Annotated in this window: 17 protein-coding genes and 1 pseudogene; 7 read left to right on the forward strand and 11 right to left on the reverse strand. The window is 62.7% G+C overall.

Going from position 1 to position 14340, the window contains the following annotated elements; translation table 11 throughout:
* Positions 1 to 142 precede the first annotated feature (142 nt).
* The 3 genes from EOA32_RS21675 to EOA32_RS21685 form a co-directional block, all read right to left on the reverse strand.
* Positions 143 to 748, reverse strand: coding sequence for a transglutaminase-like cysteine peptidase (locus EOA32_RS21675; RefSeq protein ID WP_095828524.1), 606 nt, complete (start codon positions 746 to 748; stop codon positions 143 to 145).
* 266 nt (positions 749 to 1014) lie between these two features.
* On the reverse strand, positions 1015 to 1629 hold the full coding sequence (locus tag EOA32_RS21680; RefSeq protein ID WP_066989476.1) for a PilZ domain-containing protein: 615 nt from the start codon (positions 1627 to 1629) through the stop codon (positions 1015 to 1017).
* Positions 1630 to 1799: 170 nt separating this feature from the next.
* Positions 1800 to 2438 (reverse strand): PAS domain-containing protein, encoded by a 639-nt coding sequence (locus EOA32_RS21685; protein ID WP_067321654.1) that lies wholly within the window; start codon positions 2436 to 2438, stop codon positions 1800 to 1802.
* A gap of 420 nt (positions 2439 to 2858) precedes the next feature.
* On the opposite strand from EOA32_RS21685, the gene EOA32_RS21690 reads away from it, so the two are divergent.
* The 4 genes from EOA32_RS21690 to EOA32_RS21705 all read left to right on the forward strand — a co-directional run bounded on the left by EOA32_RS21690 (position 2859) and on the right by EOA32_RS21705 (position 6300).
* Positions 2859 to 3596: a rhomboid family intramembrane serine protease gene (locus EOA32_RS21690; RefSeq protein ID WP_095778667.1), complete on the forward strand. Its 738-nt coding sequence runs from the start codon at positions 2859 to 2861 to the stop codon at positions 3594 to 3596.
* 104 nt (positions 3597 to 3700) lie between these two features.
* Positions 3701 to 4132, forward strand: coding sequence for a CBS domain-containing protein (locus EOA32_RS21695; protein WP_066989480.1), 432 nt, complete (start codon positions 3701 to 3703; stop codon positions 4130 to 4132).
* Between the two features lie 175 nt (positions 4133 to 4307).
* Complete coding sequence (gatB, locus tag EOA32_RS21700; protein ID WP_128372859.1) at positions 4308 to 5807, forward strand: Asp-tRNA(Asn)/Glu-tRNA(Gln) amidotransferase subunit GatB; 1500 nt, start codon at positions 4308 to 4310, stop codon at positions 5805 to 5807.
* Between the two features lie 4 nt (positions 5808 to 5811).
* A complete protein-coding gene (locus EOA32_RS21705) occupies positions 5812 to 6300 on the forward strand; it encodes a GNAT family N-acetyltransferase (RefSeq protein ID WP_128372860.1) in 489 nt (162 codons plus the stop codon).
* Here the strand turns inward: EOA32_RS21705 and panC are convergent.
* Both panC and panB read right to left on the reverse strand, forming a co-directional pair.
* Positions 6297 to 7160 carry a pantoate--beta-alanine ligase gene (panC, locus tag EOA32_RS21710; RefSeq protein ID WP_066989486.1) on the reverse strand — a complete coding sequence of 288 codons (864 nt, stop codon included), beginning with the start codon at positions 7158 to 7160 and terminating at the stop codon, positions 6297 to 6299. The two genes, EOA32_RS21705 and panC, sit on opposite strands and share 4 nt — an antisense overlap.
* A complete protein-coding gene (panB, locus tag EOA32_RS21715) occupies positions 7157 to 7996 on the reverse strand; it encodes a 3-methyl-2-oxobutanoate hydroxymethyltransferase (RefSeq protein WP_128372861.1) in 840 nt (279 codons plus the stop codon). The genes panC and panB overlap by 4 nt, the downstream gene beginning before the upstream one ends.
* A gap of 224 nt (positions 7997 to 8220) precedes the next feature.
* Here panB and EOA32_RS21720 point away from each other — a divergent pair, with 224 nt between their 5' ends.
* The 3 genes from EOA32_RS21720 to EOA32_RS21730 all read left to right on the forward strand — a co-directional run bounded on the left by EOA32_RS21720 (position 8221) and on the right by EOA32_RS21730 (position 9771).
* Complete coding sequence (locus EOA32_RS21720; protein WP_067321589.1) at positions 8221 to 8619, forward strand: NADH:ubiquinone oxidoreductase subunit NDUFA12; 399 nt, start codon at positions 8221 to 8223, stop codon at positions 8617 to 8619.
* A gap of 117 nt (positions 8620 to 8736) precedes the next feature.
* Positions 8737 to 9318 (forward strand): DUF2155 domain-containing protein, encoded by a 582-nt coding sequence (locus EOA32_RS21725; protein ID WP_067321586.1) that lies wholly within the window; start codon positions 8737 to 8739, stop codon positions 9316 to 9318.
* Positions 9319 to 9387: 69 nt separating this feature from the next.
* Positions 9388 to 9771 carry a hypothetical protein gene (locus EOA32_RS21730; protein ID WP_066989496.1) on the forward strand — a complete coding sequence of 128 codons (384 nt, stop codon included), beginning with the start codon at positions 9388 to 9390 and terminating at the stop codon, positions 9769 to 9771.
* Between the two features lie 9 nt (positions 9772 to 9780).
* Here the strand turns inward: EOA32_RS21730 and aat are convergent, their stop codons facing one another.
* From aat to EOA32_RS21760, 6 genes and pseudogenes are all read right to left on the reverse strand, one after another.
* Positions 9781 to 10398 (reverse strand): leucyl/phenylalanyl-tRNA--protein transferase, encoded by a 618-nt coding sequence (aat, locus tag EOA32_RS21735; RefSeq protein ID WP_066989498.1) that lies wholly within the window; start codon positions 10396 to 10398, stop codon positions 9781 to 9783.
* 23 nt (positions 10399 to 10421) lie between these two features.
* Positions 10422 to 11765, reverse strand: coding sequence for an acetyl-CoA carboxylase biotin carboxylase subunit (accC, locus tag EOA32_RS21740; RefSeq protein WP_066989500.1), 1344 nt, complete (start codon positions 11763 to 11765; stop codon positions 10422 to 10424).
* 19 nt (positions 11766 to 11784) lie between these two features.
* Entirely contained in the window at positions 11785 to 12252 is a 468-nt protein-coding gene (gene accB, locus EOA32_RS21745; protein WP_067321651.1) for an acetyl-CoA carboxylase biotin carboxyl carrier protein, read from the reverse strand.
* A gap of 26 nt (positions 12253 to 12278) precedes the next feature.
* Entirely contained in the window at positions 12279 to 12713 is a 435-nt protein-coding gene (gene aroQ, locus EOA32_RS21750) for a type II 3-dehydroquinate dehydratase (RefSeq protein WP_128372862.1), read from the reverse strand.
* Positions 12714 to 12913: 200 nt separating this feature from the next.
* The gene (locus tag EOA32_RS21755) at positions 12914 to 13717 is read right to left on the reverse strand and encodes a DsbA family protein (protein WP_066989892.1); all 804 of its coding nucleotides are present in this window, start codon (positions 13715 to 13717) and stop codon (positions 12914 to 12916) included.
* A 57-nt stretch (positions 13718 to 13774) separates the two neighbouring features.
* Positions 13775 to 14340, reverse strand: a pseudogene (locus EOA32_RS21760) (M48 family peptidase); the annotation flags it as partial.

The following is a 14340-nucleotide window of genomic DNA, read 5'->3' on the forward strand; positions in this document are numbered from 1 at the left end:
ACCCGGTCGTTGGGGACGGGGAGGGTGGGGACTCGACCGGGCTTTTTCCAGGCACGCCGTATGAATGCGGCGTGCTCAATCTCTTCGTGTGTGCCGTTGCCCCAAAAGCCCTGCGCATCTTGGGGCAGCATGCATTGGGGTCCTAGCGGACGCTGGCGACCGCGTCCTCGCGGCCGTCGTTGATCGAAACCCAAACGCCTGAATTCTCTGTCGATTGACGTTTGAGGTAGGTGTAGACCGTGTCGTTCCAGGCGAGCACTTTCGGCTCGAGATTGTCGAGGATGAACTCGCCGAGGCTGGTGCGCACCGTCAGCACCGCGTGGCCGTCGCCGTTCGGCTGGCGCACGACCGTCATCAAAAGGTCGCCGGCGGGGACACCGGCGGCCATCAATTCGCGGCGCTTCTCCAGCGCGTAGTCCTCGCAGTCGCCGAAACCGTTGTCGGGATAGGCCCAGTATTCCTCGACCCCGTAGATCTCCATATCGGTACGTGGCTTGACGCGGGTGTTGACCGAATTGTTGACCTTGATCATCGTCGCCCACAGCTTGCGGGTCAGCTCGACAGGAGGCCCATTCGGCGTCGTCTCATTGCATTCGATGGGGATACGTTGGCAGAGTTCATAATGGCCGACGGGCTGGGTGGTGCGGCCACCCGTATGCATGAACAGCGGTCCCGCGCTTGCCGTGCCCCAGGCGGAAAGCTGCATCGCCATTGCCAAGAGCAACAGCTTGCCCCTCGTCATTTTCATTATGGTAGTCTCCCCGTTTGAGAGAGACTGTCCCACGTTGGGATTTATTTGACGCAAAAACCGGAAGTAGAGATTGAGTAAAACGCCCGTAGATTAAATATAAAATTTGAACTATCTCGACTGCGGATTGTTGAGAATTTAAACCGGCCGCCGCACCCGGATCACGTGGCGTCTCGACATGCCGCCCGGCTGCTAGAAGGCCCTGATCCGGCCAACAAAAAACCGGCCGCTGGAGGCCGGTTGGATGCATGTCCGCATCTAAGCGGTCAGGACCGCGGCGCGTTGAATTCCGAATCCAAGGTTTCCGGCCGCTGGATGACGGCGAACTCAATGGCGACGCCGTCCTCGAAGTGACGCACGACCTGGCCGCGCATCGTTCCCAGCATGACCTGCACGCCGATTGCTGGTTTGACGTCGATCTCGATCGCCGCGCCCGAGAGCGACAGGTCGATGATGCGGCACTGATACTGTCGCCCGTCGGTGAGCTGCAGCACGCTCATCGGATTGCGCGGCGCGACGCGCTCGTGGCGGCGGTCTTCCGGCAGGTCGAGCTCATGCTTGTTCGCAAGCCAGGTGAGCTGCGCGGCGAGCTTGTCCTTCTTGCGGTCCGAAGCGATGACGGTCATGGCGAAACCGTCCTGCGAGGTGCGCGTCACGATGCCTTCGATGCGACCGATGTGATCGATATAGGCAATGACCTTTTCCCCCGGCATGCCGACGCGATCGGTGCGCAAGGCGACATTGCCTGGCGACATGTCTATCACCTGGCACGCGTGTTCCGTGCGGTCCTCGAGCATGAAGCGTCCGTAGATTTTCACCCGGACACGCTGAAAATTGCGCCGCTCCACACGGGCCGGCGCAAATTCCGCCGCTGACCTCATGACTGCCTACACCCCGTTGGCATTCCGCGCGACGTGCGAGGAATTTCACCGGAAAAGCTACAGCAAAGCAGGTTAACAAACGGGAAAAAGCCGGCCCAAATGGGCTGGGGGCGGCCCCGCACGCAAGGCAAAGGCCTGGACCAGATCGGGGCAAAATCTCGCGATCCGCTCTACTCGTTGCGCCCGCCGTCGAAGACGACGAGATGCCGTATCCGGCGTACGCGGCCGAGCGCCGAAATGGTCTCGGGCGCGTCGAACTCCGTCGGCACGAGCGACGGAACATCGATCGCCGGCCGGTTCTTCAGGAACATCGGGTCCTTGTCGGGATCGATGACCCGGATCGCGTCGATCAGGGCGTCGGCGAGCGGGTCGGCACCAAGCCAGAACGGCCGATCCGCGGCGCTGACGATGCCGAGGCAGCGAGGGCTCTCGACGCCGCCATCGAGCGGCAGCGCCAGCAGCTCGAACTTGCTGGAACGACCGTTTCGGCTGAATCCTTCATAGGTCAGAAGCAGCACCGACTTCTGATCGAAGACGCCGTGGATAAGACGCGACATAAGCCGCTGGTCCTTCTCGCGCCAGAGCGAGGGGAAGGAAAACCCTTTGAGCTCGCGGCCGTAATAGGCGCAGAGCCTGGTGCCGGCCAGCCGGAACACGGCTTCGGCGCGTGTGTCGCGCTCCAGGATGAATGTATCGGCCAGGAGCGTCTTGATGTCCGCCGGCTCCACTTCCGAGCGTTTCGGAGCCGGGCGGCCATCACGCAGCCGGTTCCAATATTGGAACAGCGCGATTGATCCGTTCTGATTCATTTCCATTCCGCTCCGGCAATCTGTCTTTCTTGTTGTCCCATCGGCGAACAGACAGGGCGCCCTCCGATGACTTTCATGCGGTGCGGAGCAGGATGCGTGCCAGCATCGTTAACGTTTGTTCACGTCTCGGGGTTGTTAAGGTTAACAAGTGGTTTACGTTGCACGCCGTTGGGGCCTGTGGCACATCAAAAACCACTCCAAAACGGTCGTTTCAGCAGCGATCGGCAGCACTTCAGTCAGTTTTCGGGGAGCAGGGGACTCGAGCGGCCGTTCAGGGAAACCTGGACGGCTTTCTTTTGATTCGCGTCGCCGATCCAAGCCCTATCCGATTCAGCTTGAGCGATTCGCGATTTGTGATTCGATCAGGCGTGAACTACATGCTCGGCCGAAATCGAGTCTCCAGCCAGCTGCGAAGAGGCCATGAGCGAGCCGGTAACACCGACCGAATCCGAAATGCAACCAGACGACGAAGCGCCGGAGCCGCGCCGCGAGCCGGTGTTCAACTTGCCGCCGGTTGTGCTGGCGGTGATGGGGATCTGCGGGATCGTCTTCCTGTTAGAGCGATATGTGCTGAACGACGACCAGCAAATAACGCTGCTCTACGACGGAGCCTTCATTCCGGTGCTCTACACCGGTCAATACGGCTTCGACTGGTTCTTGTTCACGCGCCCCTTCACCTATGCCTTCATGCATGGGGGCCTCGCCCACATTGCCGTCAACATGGTCTGGCTTGCCGCTTTCGGCTCACCGCTCGCCAATCGTTTCGGCGCGGCCCGATTTGCGGTGTTCTACGCCGTGACCGGGCTGGCTTCGGTCGCGCTGTTCTGGGCCATGCACCCTTATGGCGAGATGCCGCTGGTCGGCGCTTCGGGCGCGATCTCGGGCATGATGGGAGCGGCGGCGCGCTACGGCTTCCGGATCGATCGCTCGTCAGGCCAGGCGGCCTTCGCCGGCGAGCCGTTGCCGATCGCAATCGTGCTGCGTTCGCGCGGCGTCATGACGTTCCTCGGCGTCTGGATGGTGATCAACCTCGCGACCGGCCTTCTCGGCTTTGCGCCGGGGATCGAAGGACAGATCGCCTGGGAAGCCCATATCGGCGGCTTTGTCGCAGGCTTTTTCGGCGTGCGTTTTTTCGATCGGCCCCAGCCGTCCGAGTAGCGCTGCGGCGCACTTGAAATGCAACCAATCACGGCGCACCATGTTCACCGGAACGTGAATGCCGGTCAGGGCAGGAGCCGGCGGGCAAGGCACAGGAGGACGCCATGACTGTGAAGGCAATTCTTGAGCAAAAAGGCCATGACGTGTTCACACTCGGGCCTAATGAAAAGCTGAGCGAAGCTATTCGCATCCTGACCGAGCATAGGATCGGCGCGCTGGTCATCACCAATGGCGACCGCAAGATCGTCGGCATCCTTTCCGAGCGTGACATCGTGCGAGTGCTGGCCAGGGAGGGCGCGGCCGCGCTCGATATTCCGGTCCGATCGGCCATGACGCCGAAGGTCAAGATCTGCAACGAGAACCACACGGTCAACGAGGTCATGGAGATCATGACGAAGGGTCGCTTCCGCCACCTGCCGGTGGAGAAGGACGGGATGCTCGACGGCATCGTGTCGATCGGCGATGTGGTCAAGCGCCGGATCGAGGATGTCGAGCGCGAGGCTGAGGAGATCCGGGCCTACATCGCCACCGCCTGATACAGGCGGAAAGGAGCCGCCAGCACAGCCCGTGGGCTTACAAGCGCAAGCTGCCTGGAGGCCTGCGCGCGGCTTTGGACTTGTCTCAAGGAACGGTTTGCACTAGCGAGTGATGCGATTTTCGCAACGCGATAAGCAAAATCGCGCCAGCCATAAATGCGACCCATAGGCCTCCATGAGCATCATCGATACCCGCACGCCCGACCCGAAACGCCTGATCTCCGGCGCCACCGGCGACTGGGAAATCATCATCGGGCTCGAAGTGCATGCGCAAGTGACGTCCGAGGCAAAGCTGTTCTCCGGCGCCTCGACCTCTTTCGGCGCGGCGCCCAACGCCAATGTCAGCCTGGTCGACGCGGCGATGCCCGGCATGCTGCCGGTGCTCAACGAGGAATGCGTCAGGCAGGCGATCCGCACCGGGCTGGGCTTGAAGGCCGCGATCAACCAGAAGTCGGTCTTCGATCGGAAGAACTATTTCTACCCGGACCTGCCGCAGGGCTATCAGATCTCGCAGTACAAGCAGCCGATCGTCGGCGAAGGCAAGGTGATCGTCTCGGTCGGGCCGGACCGGCAGGGCGAGTTCGAGGACATCGAGGTCGGCATCGAGCGCCTGCATCTGGAACAGGATGCCGGCAAGTCTATGCACGACCAGCATCCGACAATGTCCTATGTCGACCTCAACCGCTCCGGCGTTGCGCTGATGGAGATCGTCTCCAAGCCGGACATGCGCTCCGCCGACGAGGCCAAGGCCTATGTCAGCAAGCTGCGCACCATCATGCGCTATCTCGGCACCTGCGACGGCAACATGGACGAGGGTTCGCTGCGCGCCGACGTCAATGTCTCGGTGCGCCGCCCGGGCGGCGCCTTCGGCACGCGCTGCGAGATCAAGAACGTCAACTCGATCCGCTTCATCGGCCAGGCCATCGAGTCCGAAGCGCGCCGTCAGATCGCCATTCTCGAAGACGGCGGCGCGATCGAGCAGGAGACGCGCCTGTTCGACCCCAATAAGGGCGAGACGCGCTCGATGCGCTCCAAGGAAGAGGCGCATGACTACCGCTATTTCCCCGACCCCGACCTTCTGCCGCTGGAATTCGACCAGGCCTACGTCGATGATCTGGCACAGCATCTGCCGGAACTCCCGGACGAGAAGAAGGCGCGGCTGATCGGCTCGCTCGGCCTATCGCCCTACGACGCCTCGGTGCTGGTGTCGGAAAAGCCGATCGCCGACTACTTCGAGAAGGTGGCCTCGGGGCGCGACGGCAAGCTTGCCGCCAACTGGGTTATCAACGACCTGCTGGGCGCTCTCAACAAGGCTGGCAAAGATATTGAAAACGCTCCGGTTTCGCCTGAGCAGCTCGGTACCGTCGTCGACCTGATCAAGGAAGGCACGATCTCCGGCAAGATCGCCAAGGATCTGTTCGAGATCGTCTGGAACGAGGGCGGCGATCCGCGCCAGCTGGTCGAAAGCCGCGGCATGAAGCAGGTGACAGACACCGGCGCCATCGAGAAGGCGGTCGACGAGGTCATCGCCGCCAATCCGGACAAGGCCAAGCAGGCGCGCGCCAAGCCGACCATGGCCGGCTGGTTCGTCGGCCAGGTGATGAAGGCGACCGGCGGCAAGGCGAACCCGCAGGCGGTCAACGAGCTGGTCAAGGCCAAGCTCGGCATCGAATAGCGCGATGTTCGTCCGCACCGCCAGCGAGCGCGATCTTGTTGCGATCCGCGCGCTGCTGGTCGAAACGTGGCATGCGACCTATGACGCCATTTACGGCGCCGAGCATGTAACGGCGATCACCGACGACTGGCATTCTCTTGCTTCGCTCAAGGCGCAGCTGGCCCGGCCGAATTCCGAATTCCTGGTCGCTGACGATGGCAAGCGGCTTGGCGGCATGGCTTTCGCGGCCGCCACCACCGACCCGAAGATCGTCCTTCTGAACCAGCTCTACGTATCTCCGGATTGTCAGCGGCAAAGGATCGGCCAGGCGCTGCTCGACGAAGTCGAGGCCAGTTTTCCGGAGATGCGGACGCTGCGTCTGGAGGTTGAGGAGGCGAATGCGGTGGCGATCGCCTTTTACGAGGCGAACGGATTTCGGACGGCAGGCAGGACAGCGGATTGCGGCGGCAGTTCCGGATGGCCCGCGCTCATCCTGGAGAAGCGGCTCGGCTAAAGCGCCGGCGGAGCGGCAGGGACTTCCACATTGTCGATCAACCTGGTGGTGCCGAGCCAGGCCGCCGCGAGCAGGCGGCCGTCGCGGTCTCGTCGCCAGGGCGCGAGCGTTGCGGCCTCCCGCGCGGCGACGTAGTCGACCTTCCGAAAGCCCGCGCTGACGAGCGCTTCCGCAGCCGCATTCACCGCACGTGCCTGATCCGCGCCGGACGCGAGTTCGGCCGCGGTCTGACGCAGAACCACGTTGAATTTGCGCGCGATCTCGAGCTCGGCCGCGCCGAGATAGGCGTTGCGCGACGACATGGCGAGGCCGTGGGAATCACGCACGGTCGGCGCGCCGACGATCTCGACCGGCAGATCGAGATCACGGCACAGCTGCCTGACAACGCAAAGCTGCTGGTAGTCCTTCTCACCGAACACGGCACAGTCGGGCGCTGCCTGCAGGAAAAGCTTGGCCACGACAGTGGCGACGCCGTCGAAGAAGGCAGGCCGAAAATCCGTCTCCAGGCCGGAGGAGGGGCCTCCGACCGAGATTTTGGTGGCGAAGCCGGCCGGGTACATTTCCGCCACGCCTGGCGTGAAGGCCAGATGCACGCCTGCTTCCCGCAGTTGGTCGAGATCGCGGGCCAATTGGCGCGGATATTTGTCCAGGTCCTCGGTCGGCGCGAACTGGGTCGGATTGACGAAGACGGAGACGACGCAGCGCTCCGCCTTTTCGAGCGCGATCCTGACCAGCGAGATGTGGCCGTCATGCAGCGCGCCCATGGTCGGCACCATGGCGATCTTGAGGCCAGCCCGGCGCCAATCCCGGATCTGCGCGCGAAGGGCCGCAACGCTCTCGACGACGATTGGCCCGCTCATGCCTGGTCCTTACCCGATGCCGCCGAAAAAACGTGGTCAGGTCCGGGAAATGCGCGGCTGCGCACCTCGTCGGCGTAACGCGCCGCCGCATCCGCAATGGTGTCGCGCAGCATTGCGTATTCCTTGACGAATTTCGGCACGCGGTCGACGGTCATGCCGATCATGTCGTCTACCACCAGGATCTGGCCGTCGCAGTCGCCGCTGGCGCCGATGCCGATGGTCGGGATCGCGATATGACGGGTGAGGTCCGAAGCCACCGCCTCGACCGTGCCCTCGATGACGACCGAGAAGGCGCCGGCCTTTTCGACCGCTTCGGCGTCGCGAAAAAGGGCGGCGATGTTTTCCCTGCTCCTGCCCTTGATCTTGTAGCCGCCGTCCTTGTCCACCGACTGCGGCTGCAGGCCGATATGGCCCATGACCGGGATGCCTTCCGCGACGATTGCCGCGATCTGCGCGGCCATGTCGACCCCACCCTCGAGCTTGACCGCCTGGCAGCCTGTCTCGCCGATGATGAGCCTTGCCGAGGCAACGGCTTGCGCCACCGAGTCCTCGTAGCTGCCTGCCGGCATGTCGACCACCACACAGGCCTTCGCCGAGCCGCGCATCACCGCTTGTCCATGCGCGATCATCATCTCCAGCGAAGCGCCGAGCGTCGTGGCATGGCCATGCAGCACCATGGCGACGCTGTCGCCGACCAGAAGCAGGTCGACATGCGGATCGAGCATGCGCGCAATCGGATAGGTATAGGCAGTTAGACAAACGATCGGCACGCCGCCCTTGCGACGGCGAATGTCTTCGGCGCCGATCCGATTGCCGGTGGATCGTTCTGGGGCCAATCGTCACCTCCCTCAACCGGCGCGGGCCGGCCGCCCGCTTGCCGGGCGTGCGAGCTTTAGAAACTGCGCAAACGCTTGGCAAGCCGAGGTGGCGATATCTCCACGCGTGTATCGATTTAGCGCACGAAGCATTTACATCGCAGGCTGGGCAAAACCCTTGCCTTCGCGTTGACCTGACGCCATAAGCAGGAAACGGCGCGGCCGCTGCCGCAACGAGGATCTGGATGAAGACTTTCCTGCTGCAGTTTTTCACCTGGTGGAACAGCCAGACGCTTGGCACGCGCTTCCACACCTGGCGCTTCGGCAACAAGGTCGGCGAGGACGAGGTCGGCAACGTCTATTACGAGGGCGGCATCGATTCGGAAGGTCGCACCCGCCGCTGGGTCATCTATCGTGACTATTCCGAAGCCTCGAAGATCCCTCCGGGATGGCATGGCTGGATGCATCATCGCGTCGACACGCCTCCATCGAGCGAGAGCTATAAGGCTCGTGATTGGCAGAAGCCGCACCGGCCCAACCTTACAGGAACGCCGGGCGCCTATCGCCCGCAAGGTTCCATTTTGACCAACCAGCATCGCCCGCAGGTCACTGGCGACTACGACGCTTGGACACCCGGTTCGTAAACGCGTTTTCGGTCTTTTGTCGCCACAATTGGCGTTTAGCTGCTTGCTGATAGCGCAGCCCTGATTAGCCTTGGGCGATTGAGAGAATCACCCGGGCGCAACCACCGGTATCCCTGCATGAACTCTTTCGGCCGACTCTCGACTGGACTGTTCGCGGCAGCGTCCGTTCTGGCTGCCTCGACGGCAGGGTTCGCAGCCGCGCAGACACCGGCGGCACCGGCGGTTTCCGATCGCATCACCAATCCGGTCGCCGAATTCGCCGGCATCGACAAGATCACCGGCCGCATCATCACCTTCGACGTCTATATCGACGAGACGGTGCAGTTCGGCGCCCTGCAGGTGACGCCGCGCGTCTGCTACTCCCGGCCCGAGACCGAACAGCCGAAGACCGATTCCTTCGTCGAGGTCGACGAGATCACGCTCGATCGCAAGATCCGCCGTATCTTTACCGGCTGGATGTTCGCCGAAAGCCCCGGTCTCAACGCGGTCGAGCACGCCGTCTATGACGTCTGGCTGAAGGGCTGCAAGCAAAAATCGGACGTGCCGCCGCCGACCGCCGCCAAAGCCGATACGGGCAAGCCGAAGACGAATGCCGCCAAGCCGAAGCCGCCCGTGCAGGAGCCGCCTGCCGAGGCAGCGCCTGAGCCGTCGGACGCGGCGCCCGCGCCGGATGGCGCCGACACCACAGACACGAACTGATCTCGGAACTCTCGGAACCCTCTTTTTCGCAATCCGTTGGATAAACGGTGATGGCGACGGGAGATTTCCATGGCAACGATCAGGCCGATCACTGCCAGCAAGAAAGAGCTTCTCGATATCGAGAAAGGCTTCTGGACTGGCGATTCCGCCTATTTCGCGGCCCACGCCGATGTGGATTGCCTCGTCGCCTTTCCGGAGATGGCGCAGGCGATGACCAATGCCGATCTGGCCAAGACCGCCACCAAGCCCAATCGCTGGCGCGATCTCGACATTCGGCTGAAAGGCATGGTCGAACCCGGCAGCGATATCGTCATGCTAACCTACGAGGCGCGCGCGACGCGGGAAAACGGCGAGCCCTATGCCGCTCTCGTCAGCACCGGCTATGTTCATCGCGCCGATGGCTGGAAGATGATGTTTCATTCCCAGACGCCAATTGAAACTGCGAGCGGGTGACCGCTTACCTCAGGGATAAAAGACCGCGTCGCCCTTCAGGGCCTCGGCCAGCATTTTTTCGTAGCGGCTGCGCGGCACGTCGATGGCGCCGAAGCGCTTCAGGTGCTCGGTGGTGAACTGCGTGTCGAGCAGCGCGAAGCGGCGTTCGTTCAGCCGCTCGACCAGATAATAGAGGCAGGTCTTCGAGGCGTCGGTTTCCCGGGCGAACATGCTTTCGCCGAAGAAGACGCGCCCGAGTGACACCCCATAGAGACCGCCGGCCAGCCGGCCCTCGCGCCACGCCTCGACGGAATGGCAGTGGCCCAGCCGATAGAGCTCGACATAGGCTTCGCGGATCGGCGCATTGATCCAGGTCGAGCGGCGCTCGTCGCGCCTTTCCGCGCAGCCGTCGATCGTCGCCTCGAAGTCGAAATCGTAGCGGATGTCGAAAGGGTGCCTGCGGATCGTCTTCTTCAGACTGCGCGGCGTGTGGAATCCGTCGAGCGGGATGATGCCGCGCGTCTCCGGCCGCACCCAGAACACTTCCGGGTCGGTGGCGCTCTCTGCCATCGGGAACACGCCCGAGGCATAGGCTTTCAGCAGCAGGTCGGTTGGGATGCGGTAGCCGGGCGCGTAGGGACGAGTCATTGCGCCATTATAACCGCAAGATCCTATTCCTCCTTGGCCAAATATTTCTCGAGCCAGTGGATGTCGTAGTCGCCGTTGGCGATATCCGGATTGCCGACGAGGTCGCGGAACAGCGGCAGCGTCGTCTTGATGCCGTCGACGACGAATTCGTCGAGCGCCCGGCGCAGCCGCATCATGCATTCGACGCGGTTGCGCCCATGCACGATCAGCTTACCGATCAGGCTGTCGTAATAGGGCGGGATCCGGTAGCCGGAATAGACGCCGGAATCGACGCGGATGCCGAGGCCGCCCGGCGTGTGGAAATGCGTGATCGTACCGGGCGACGGCGTGAACGTGCGCGGATCCTCGGCGTTGATGCGGCACTCGATGGCGTGGCCGTTGAACTTGATGTCTTCCTGCTTGACCGACAGTCCGCCGCCGGAGGCGACACGGATCTGTTCATGCACGAGGTCGATGCCGGTGATCGCTTCGGTCACCGGATGCTCGACCTGCAGGCGTGTGTTCATCTCGATGAAATAGAATTCACCGTTCTCGTAGAGGAATTCGATCGTGCCGGCGCCGGAATAGCCAAGATCGGCGATCGCCTTGGCGCAGATGCCGCCGATGCGCGCACGTTCCTCGGCGTTGAGGGCCGGTGAGTTCGCTTCCTCCCACACCTTCTGGTGGCGGCGTTGCAGCGAGCAGTCGCGCTCGCCGAAATGCACGCCGCGTCCGGCGCCGTCGCCGAACACCTGCAATTCGATATGGCGCGGCTTTTCCAGATATTTCTCGATGTAAACGGCGTCGTCGCCGAAGGCAGCGCCGGCTTCTGATCTGGCGGTCTGCAGCGCCACTTCGAGGTCGGCTTCGGTGCGGGCGACCTTCATGCCGCGGCCGCCGCCGCCGGCCGAAGCCTTGATGATCACCGGATAGCCGATCGCGGCGGCAATGCGCTTTGCTTCTTTCTCGTCGCTGATCGCGCCGTCCGAACCAGGCACCACCGGGATGCCGAGGCGCTTTGCCGTGCGCTTGGCTTCGATCTTGTCGCCCATGATGCGGATATGGTCGCCCGAAGGGCCGATGAAGGTGATGTTATGGGCGGCGAGGATATCGGCGAACTTGGCGTTTTCCGACAGGAAGCCGTAGCCCGGGTGCACGGCATCGGCGCCGGTGATCTCGCAAGCGGCGACGATCTGGTGAATGTTGAGATAGCTTTCGCGCGACGGCGGCGGGCCGATGCAGACGCTTTCGTCGGCAAGCCGCACATGCATGGCGTCGGAATCGGCCGTCGAATGGACCACCACCGTCTGGATGCCGAGCTCCTTGCAGGCGCGCAGCACCCGAAGCGCGATTTCGCCGCGATTGGCGATGAGGATTTTTTGGAACATCTGCCCGCTGTTCCCGGCTCTACTCGATGACCACGAGCGGCATGCCGTATTCGACCGGCTGGGCGTCCTCGATCAGGATCGCCGTCACCGTGCCGGCGCGCGGCGAGGGAATCTGGTTCATTGTCTTCATCGCTTCGATGATGAGCAGCGTCTGGCCTTCCTTCACCTTCTGGCCGATCTCGATGAACGCCTTGGCGTCGGGCGAGGGCGCGAGATAGGCGGTGCCGACCATCGGCGAGGGCACGGCGTTCTTGGAAGGATCGGCTGCCGTCGCGGGCGCGGCCGCTACCGCCTGAGCCGGCCCGGCAACCGCCGCGGACGGCATAGGAAGCGGAGCAGCGACCGCGTGGACGGCCTGAGACTGACGCGACACGCGCACTTTCAGATCGCCGAGCTCGACCTCGATCTCGGTCAGGTTGGTGTCGTTCAGTATGCCCGCCAAGTCGCGGATCAGCTGCTGGTCAACACCGTTCTTCTTTATCGACATTTTCGAGCCTTCTGTTTGGGAGCCGGTCACAAGCGCGCCGCCAGTGCCTGCAGCGCAAGCGTATAGCCGAGTGGCCCGAACCCGCAGATCATGCCGACAGCGACCGGCGCGACCATGGAGACGTGGCGGAAAGGCTCCCGCGCGTGGATATTGGAAAGATGGACCTCAGCGACGGGCAGCGGCGCGATGGCGCGGATGGCGTCGTGAATGGCAATCGAGGTATGGCTGTAGGCGCCGGGATTGATGACGATGCCTGCGGCCTTTTCACCGGCTTCCTGGATCCAGTCGACGAGATCACCTTCGTGATTGGACTGACGAAAATCGATCTCGAGCCCGAGCGCCGTGCCGGCGGTCTTGCAATCCTCGGCAATGGCGGCAAGCGTCTTGCCGCCATAGATCCCCGGCTCGCGCTTGCCGAGCGCATTGAGATTGGGACCGTTCAGGACGAAAATCGTTTTCAAATATGCCGACCTCTTCGGCGCCGGCCTCAAGCCGGCGCGCCGGACCTCTATAATGGGCATAGCCGCCCGCGAAAAGAGCGCAAGTACGTTCTTTCGCTGTCCACAACAGGCGGAAAACCGCCTGTTGTCGCGACTCGCAATCGCTTAGAGCATGATCCCGAAAACTGTGCAGCGGTTTTCGGAAAAGACCATGCCCAAACCTAGAGCGCGCTCTTGGCCTGCTCGATCTTCTCCGCCAGAACCTGCTGTCCGAGCGCGCCGAACACCACCTCATTTCCGACCACATAGGACGGCGTGCCGGTGATCGACAGCTTGGTGGCGAGATCGTAGGTGCGCGAGAGCGCTTCGTTGATGCTCGGATCCTTCATCTTCTCGCGCAGCTTCGCCTCGTCGGCACCGAGCGAAACGGCGACCTTCATGGCGGTGGATTCGGTGGCACGGCCCTGGCTGCCGAGCAGCGCAGTGTGGAACTCGCTGTACTTCTCCGGCATCATCAGATGGAAGGCCATCGAGACCACACTGGCCTTTTGCGAATCCGGGCTGAGGATTGGAAACTCCTTGAGCACGAAGCGCAGGTCCGGATCGGCCTTGGTCAGCGCCTTCATGTCCTCAATGGCGCGTTTGCAGAAGCCGCAATTGTAGTCGTAGAACTCGACGATGGTGACTTTGCCCTTAGGGTTGCCGACCACGCCGTCGAAGGTGGAGTTGAAGATCTCGTCCTTCGCGTCCTTGATGACGCCGAGTGCGGCGAGCCGCTGCTCTTCCTTCTGCTTGGCCTCGAGCGCGTCCTGGACCTCGAGCAGGACCTCGGGGTTTTTCAACAGATAGTCGCGGATGATGCCTTCGACCTCCTTGCGGTCGATCTTACTGTCCGCCGAGGCCATCTGGATGGCTTGCGTCGTGTCGGCCCTAGCGGCCTGCGGGCTTCCTGCCACGAAGCCGAATGCCAGCATGCCGAGCGCCACCGCCACGCCGGCGCTGCCGAGCAGGATTGCCTTGTTCATGATCAGTTCCTTCTGCCTGTCCCGGTCCAACCTGGTCGCCGCGCGCGCCCGGGAGGTTCACTTGAGTTTGTTAGATGGCGTGTAGTTTATGATATCCTGCGCGCGAAGCCAGCGGGGCTCGCCGCGCTTCAATTTCTGTTGAGCGCGCATGGCGAAGATCTTCGCGTTCTTATAGTCGGCCGAATAGAAATGGCCCTCCGCCGTCGCAAGGTCGGCGGCCGGGATTTGCCCCAATTCGCCATAGGCTTGAGCCAGATAGCGGTAGGCTACGGCGTTTTCCTTGTCGCGCCCGATCCCGTTGTTGAGCTGCGCCACCGCTTTGTTGATTGAGTCCGGCGTGCCGACCGCCATCAGCGCCTGGCCGAGCGAGACCAGCAGCAAGCCGGACCGCGCCGCGTCGAGGCTCGCCGCTTTGGCATAGGCATCCGCGGCGTCCTTGGGCCTGTTGGCCTTCATCAGGATGTCGCCGCGCAGTTCCTGGAAATAGGGGTTCTTCGGCTGTTCCTTGATCAGGGCCGCGGTTTTCGTCAGCGCGGCGCCAGGATTGCCGTAGAGATAGGTCTGCTGCGCGTCGCCATAGCGCGAGGCAAGGCTGGTCGGGTTCTTGCGCATCAGCCTCGCCA

The organism is Mesorhizobium sp. M1A.F.Ca.ET.072.01.1.1, from assembly GCF_004023325.1.
Classification (GTDB): domain Bacteria; phylum Pseudomonadota; class Alphaproteobacteria; order Rhizobiales; family Rhizobiaceae; genus Mesorhizobium.

What these genes read in the sequence shown, in the direction of transcription:
- EOA32_RS21675 (WP_095828524.1), bottom strand. Translation starts at nt 748, where the DNA reads ATGAAAATGACGAGGGGCAAGCTGTTGCTCTTGGCAATGGCGATGCAG.
- EOA32_RS21680 (WP_066989476.1), bottom strand. Translation starts at nt 1,629, where the DNA reads ATGAGGTCAGCGGCGGAATTTGCGCCGGCCCGTGTGGAGCGGCGCAAT.
- EOA32_RS21685 (WP_067321654.1), bottom strand. Translation starts at nt 2,438, where the DNA reads ATGAATCAGAACGGATCAATCGCGCTGTTCCAATATTGGAACCGGCTG.
- EOA32_RS21690 (WP_095778667.1), top strand. Translation starts at nt 2,859, where the DNA reads ATGAGCGAGCCGGTAACACCGACCGAATCCGAAATGCAACCAGACGAC.
- EOA32_RS21695 (WP_066989480.1), top strand. Translation starts at nt 3,701, where the DNA reads ATGACTGTGAAGGCAATTCTTGAGCAAAAAGGCCATGACGTGTTCACA.
- gatB (WP_128372859.1), top strand. Translation starts at nt 4,308, where the DNA reads ATGAGCATCATCGATACCCGCACGCCCGACCCGAAACGCCTGATCTCC.
- EOA32_RS21705 (WP_128372860.1), top strand. Translation starts at nt 5,812, where the DNA reads ATGTTCGTCCGCACCGCCAGCGAGCGCGATCTTGTTGCGATCCGCGCG.
- panC (WP_066989486.1), bottom strand. Translation starts at nt 7,160, where the DNA reads ATGAGCGGGCCAATCGTCGTCGAGAGCGTTGCGGCCCTTCGCGCGCAG.
- EOA32_RS21720 (WP_067321589.1), top strand. Translation starts at nt 8,221, where the DNA reads ATGAAGACTTTCCTGCTGCAGTTTTTCACCTGGTGGAACAGCCAGACG.
- EOA32_RS21725 (WP_067321586.1), top strand. Translation starts at nt 8,737, where the DNA reads ATGAACTCTTTCGGCCGACTCTCGACTGGACTGTTCGCGGCAGCGTCC.
- EOA32_RS21730 (WP_066989496.1), top strand. Translation starts at nt 9,388, where the DNA reads ATGGCAACGATCAGGCCGATCACTGCCAGCAAGAAAGAGCTTCTCGAT.
- aat (WP_066989498.1), bottom strand. Translation starts at nt 10,398, where the DNA reads ATGACTCGTCCCTACGCGCCCGGCTACCGCATCCCAACCGACCTGCTG.
- accC (WP_066989500.1), bottom strand. Translation starts at nt 11,765, where the DNA reads ATGTTCCAAAAAATCCTCATCGCCAATCGCGGCGAAATCGCGCTTCGG.
- accB (WP_067321651.1), bottom strand. Translation starts at nt 12,252, where the DNA reads ATGTCGATAAAGAAGAACGGTGTTGACCAGCAGCTGATCCGCGACTTG.
- EOA32_RS21755 (WP_066989892.1), bottom strand. Translation starts at nt 13,717, where the DNA reads ATGAACAAGGCAATCCTGCTCGGCAGCGCCGGCGTGGCGGTGGCGCTC.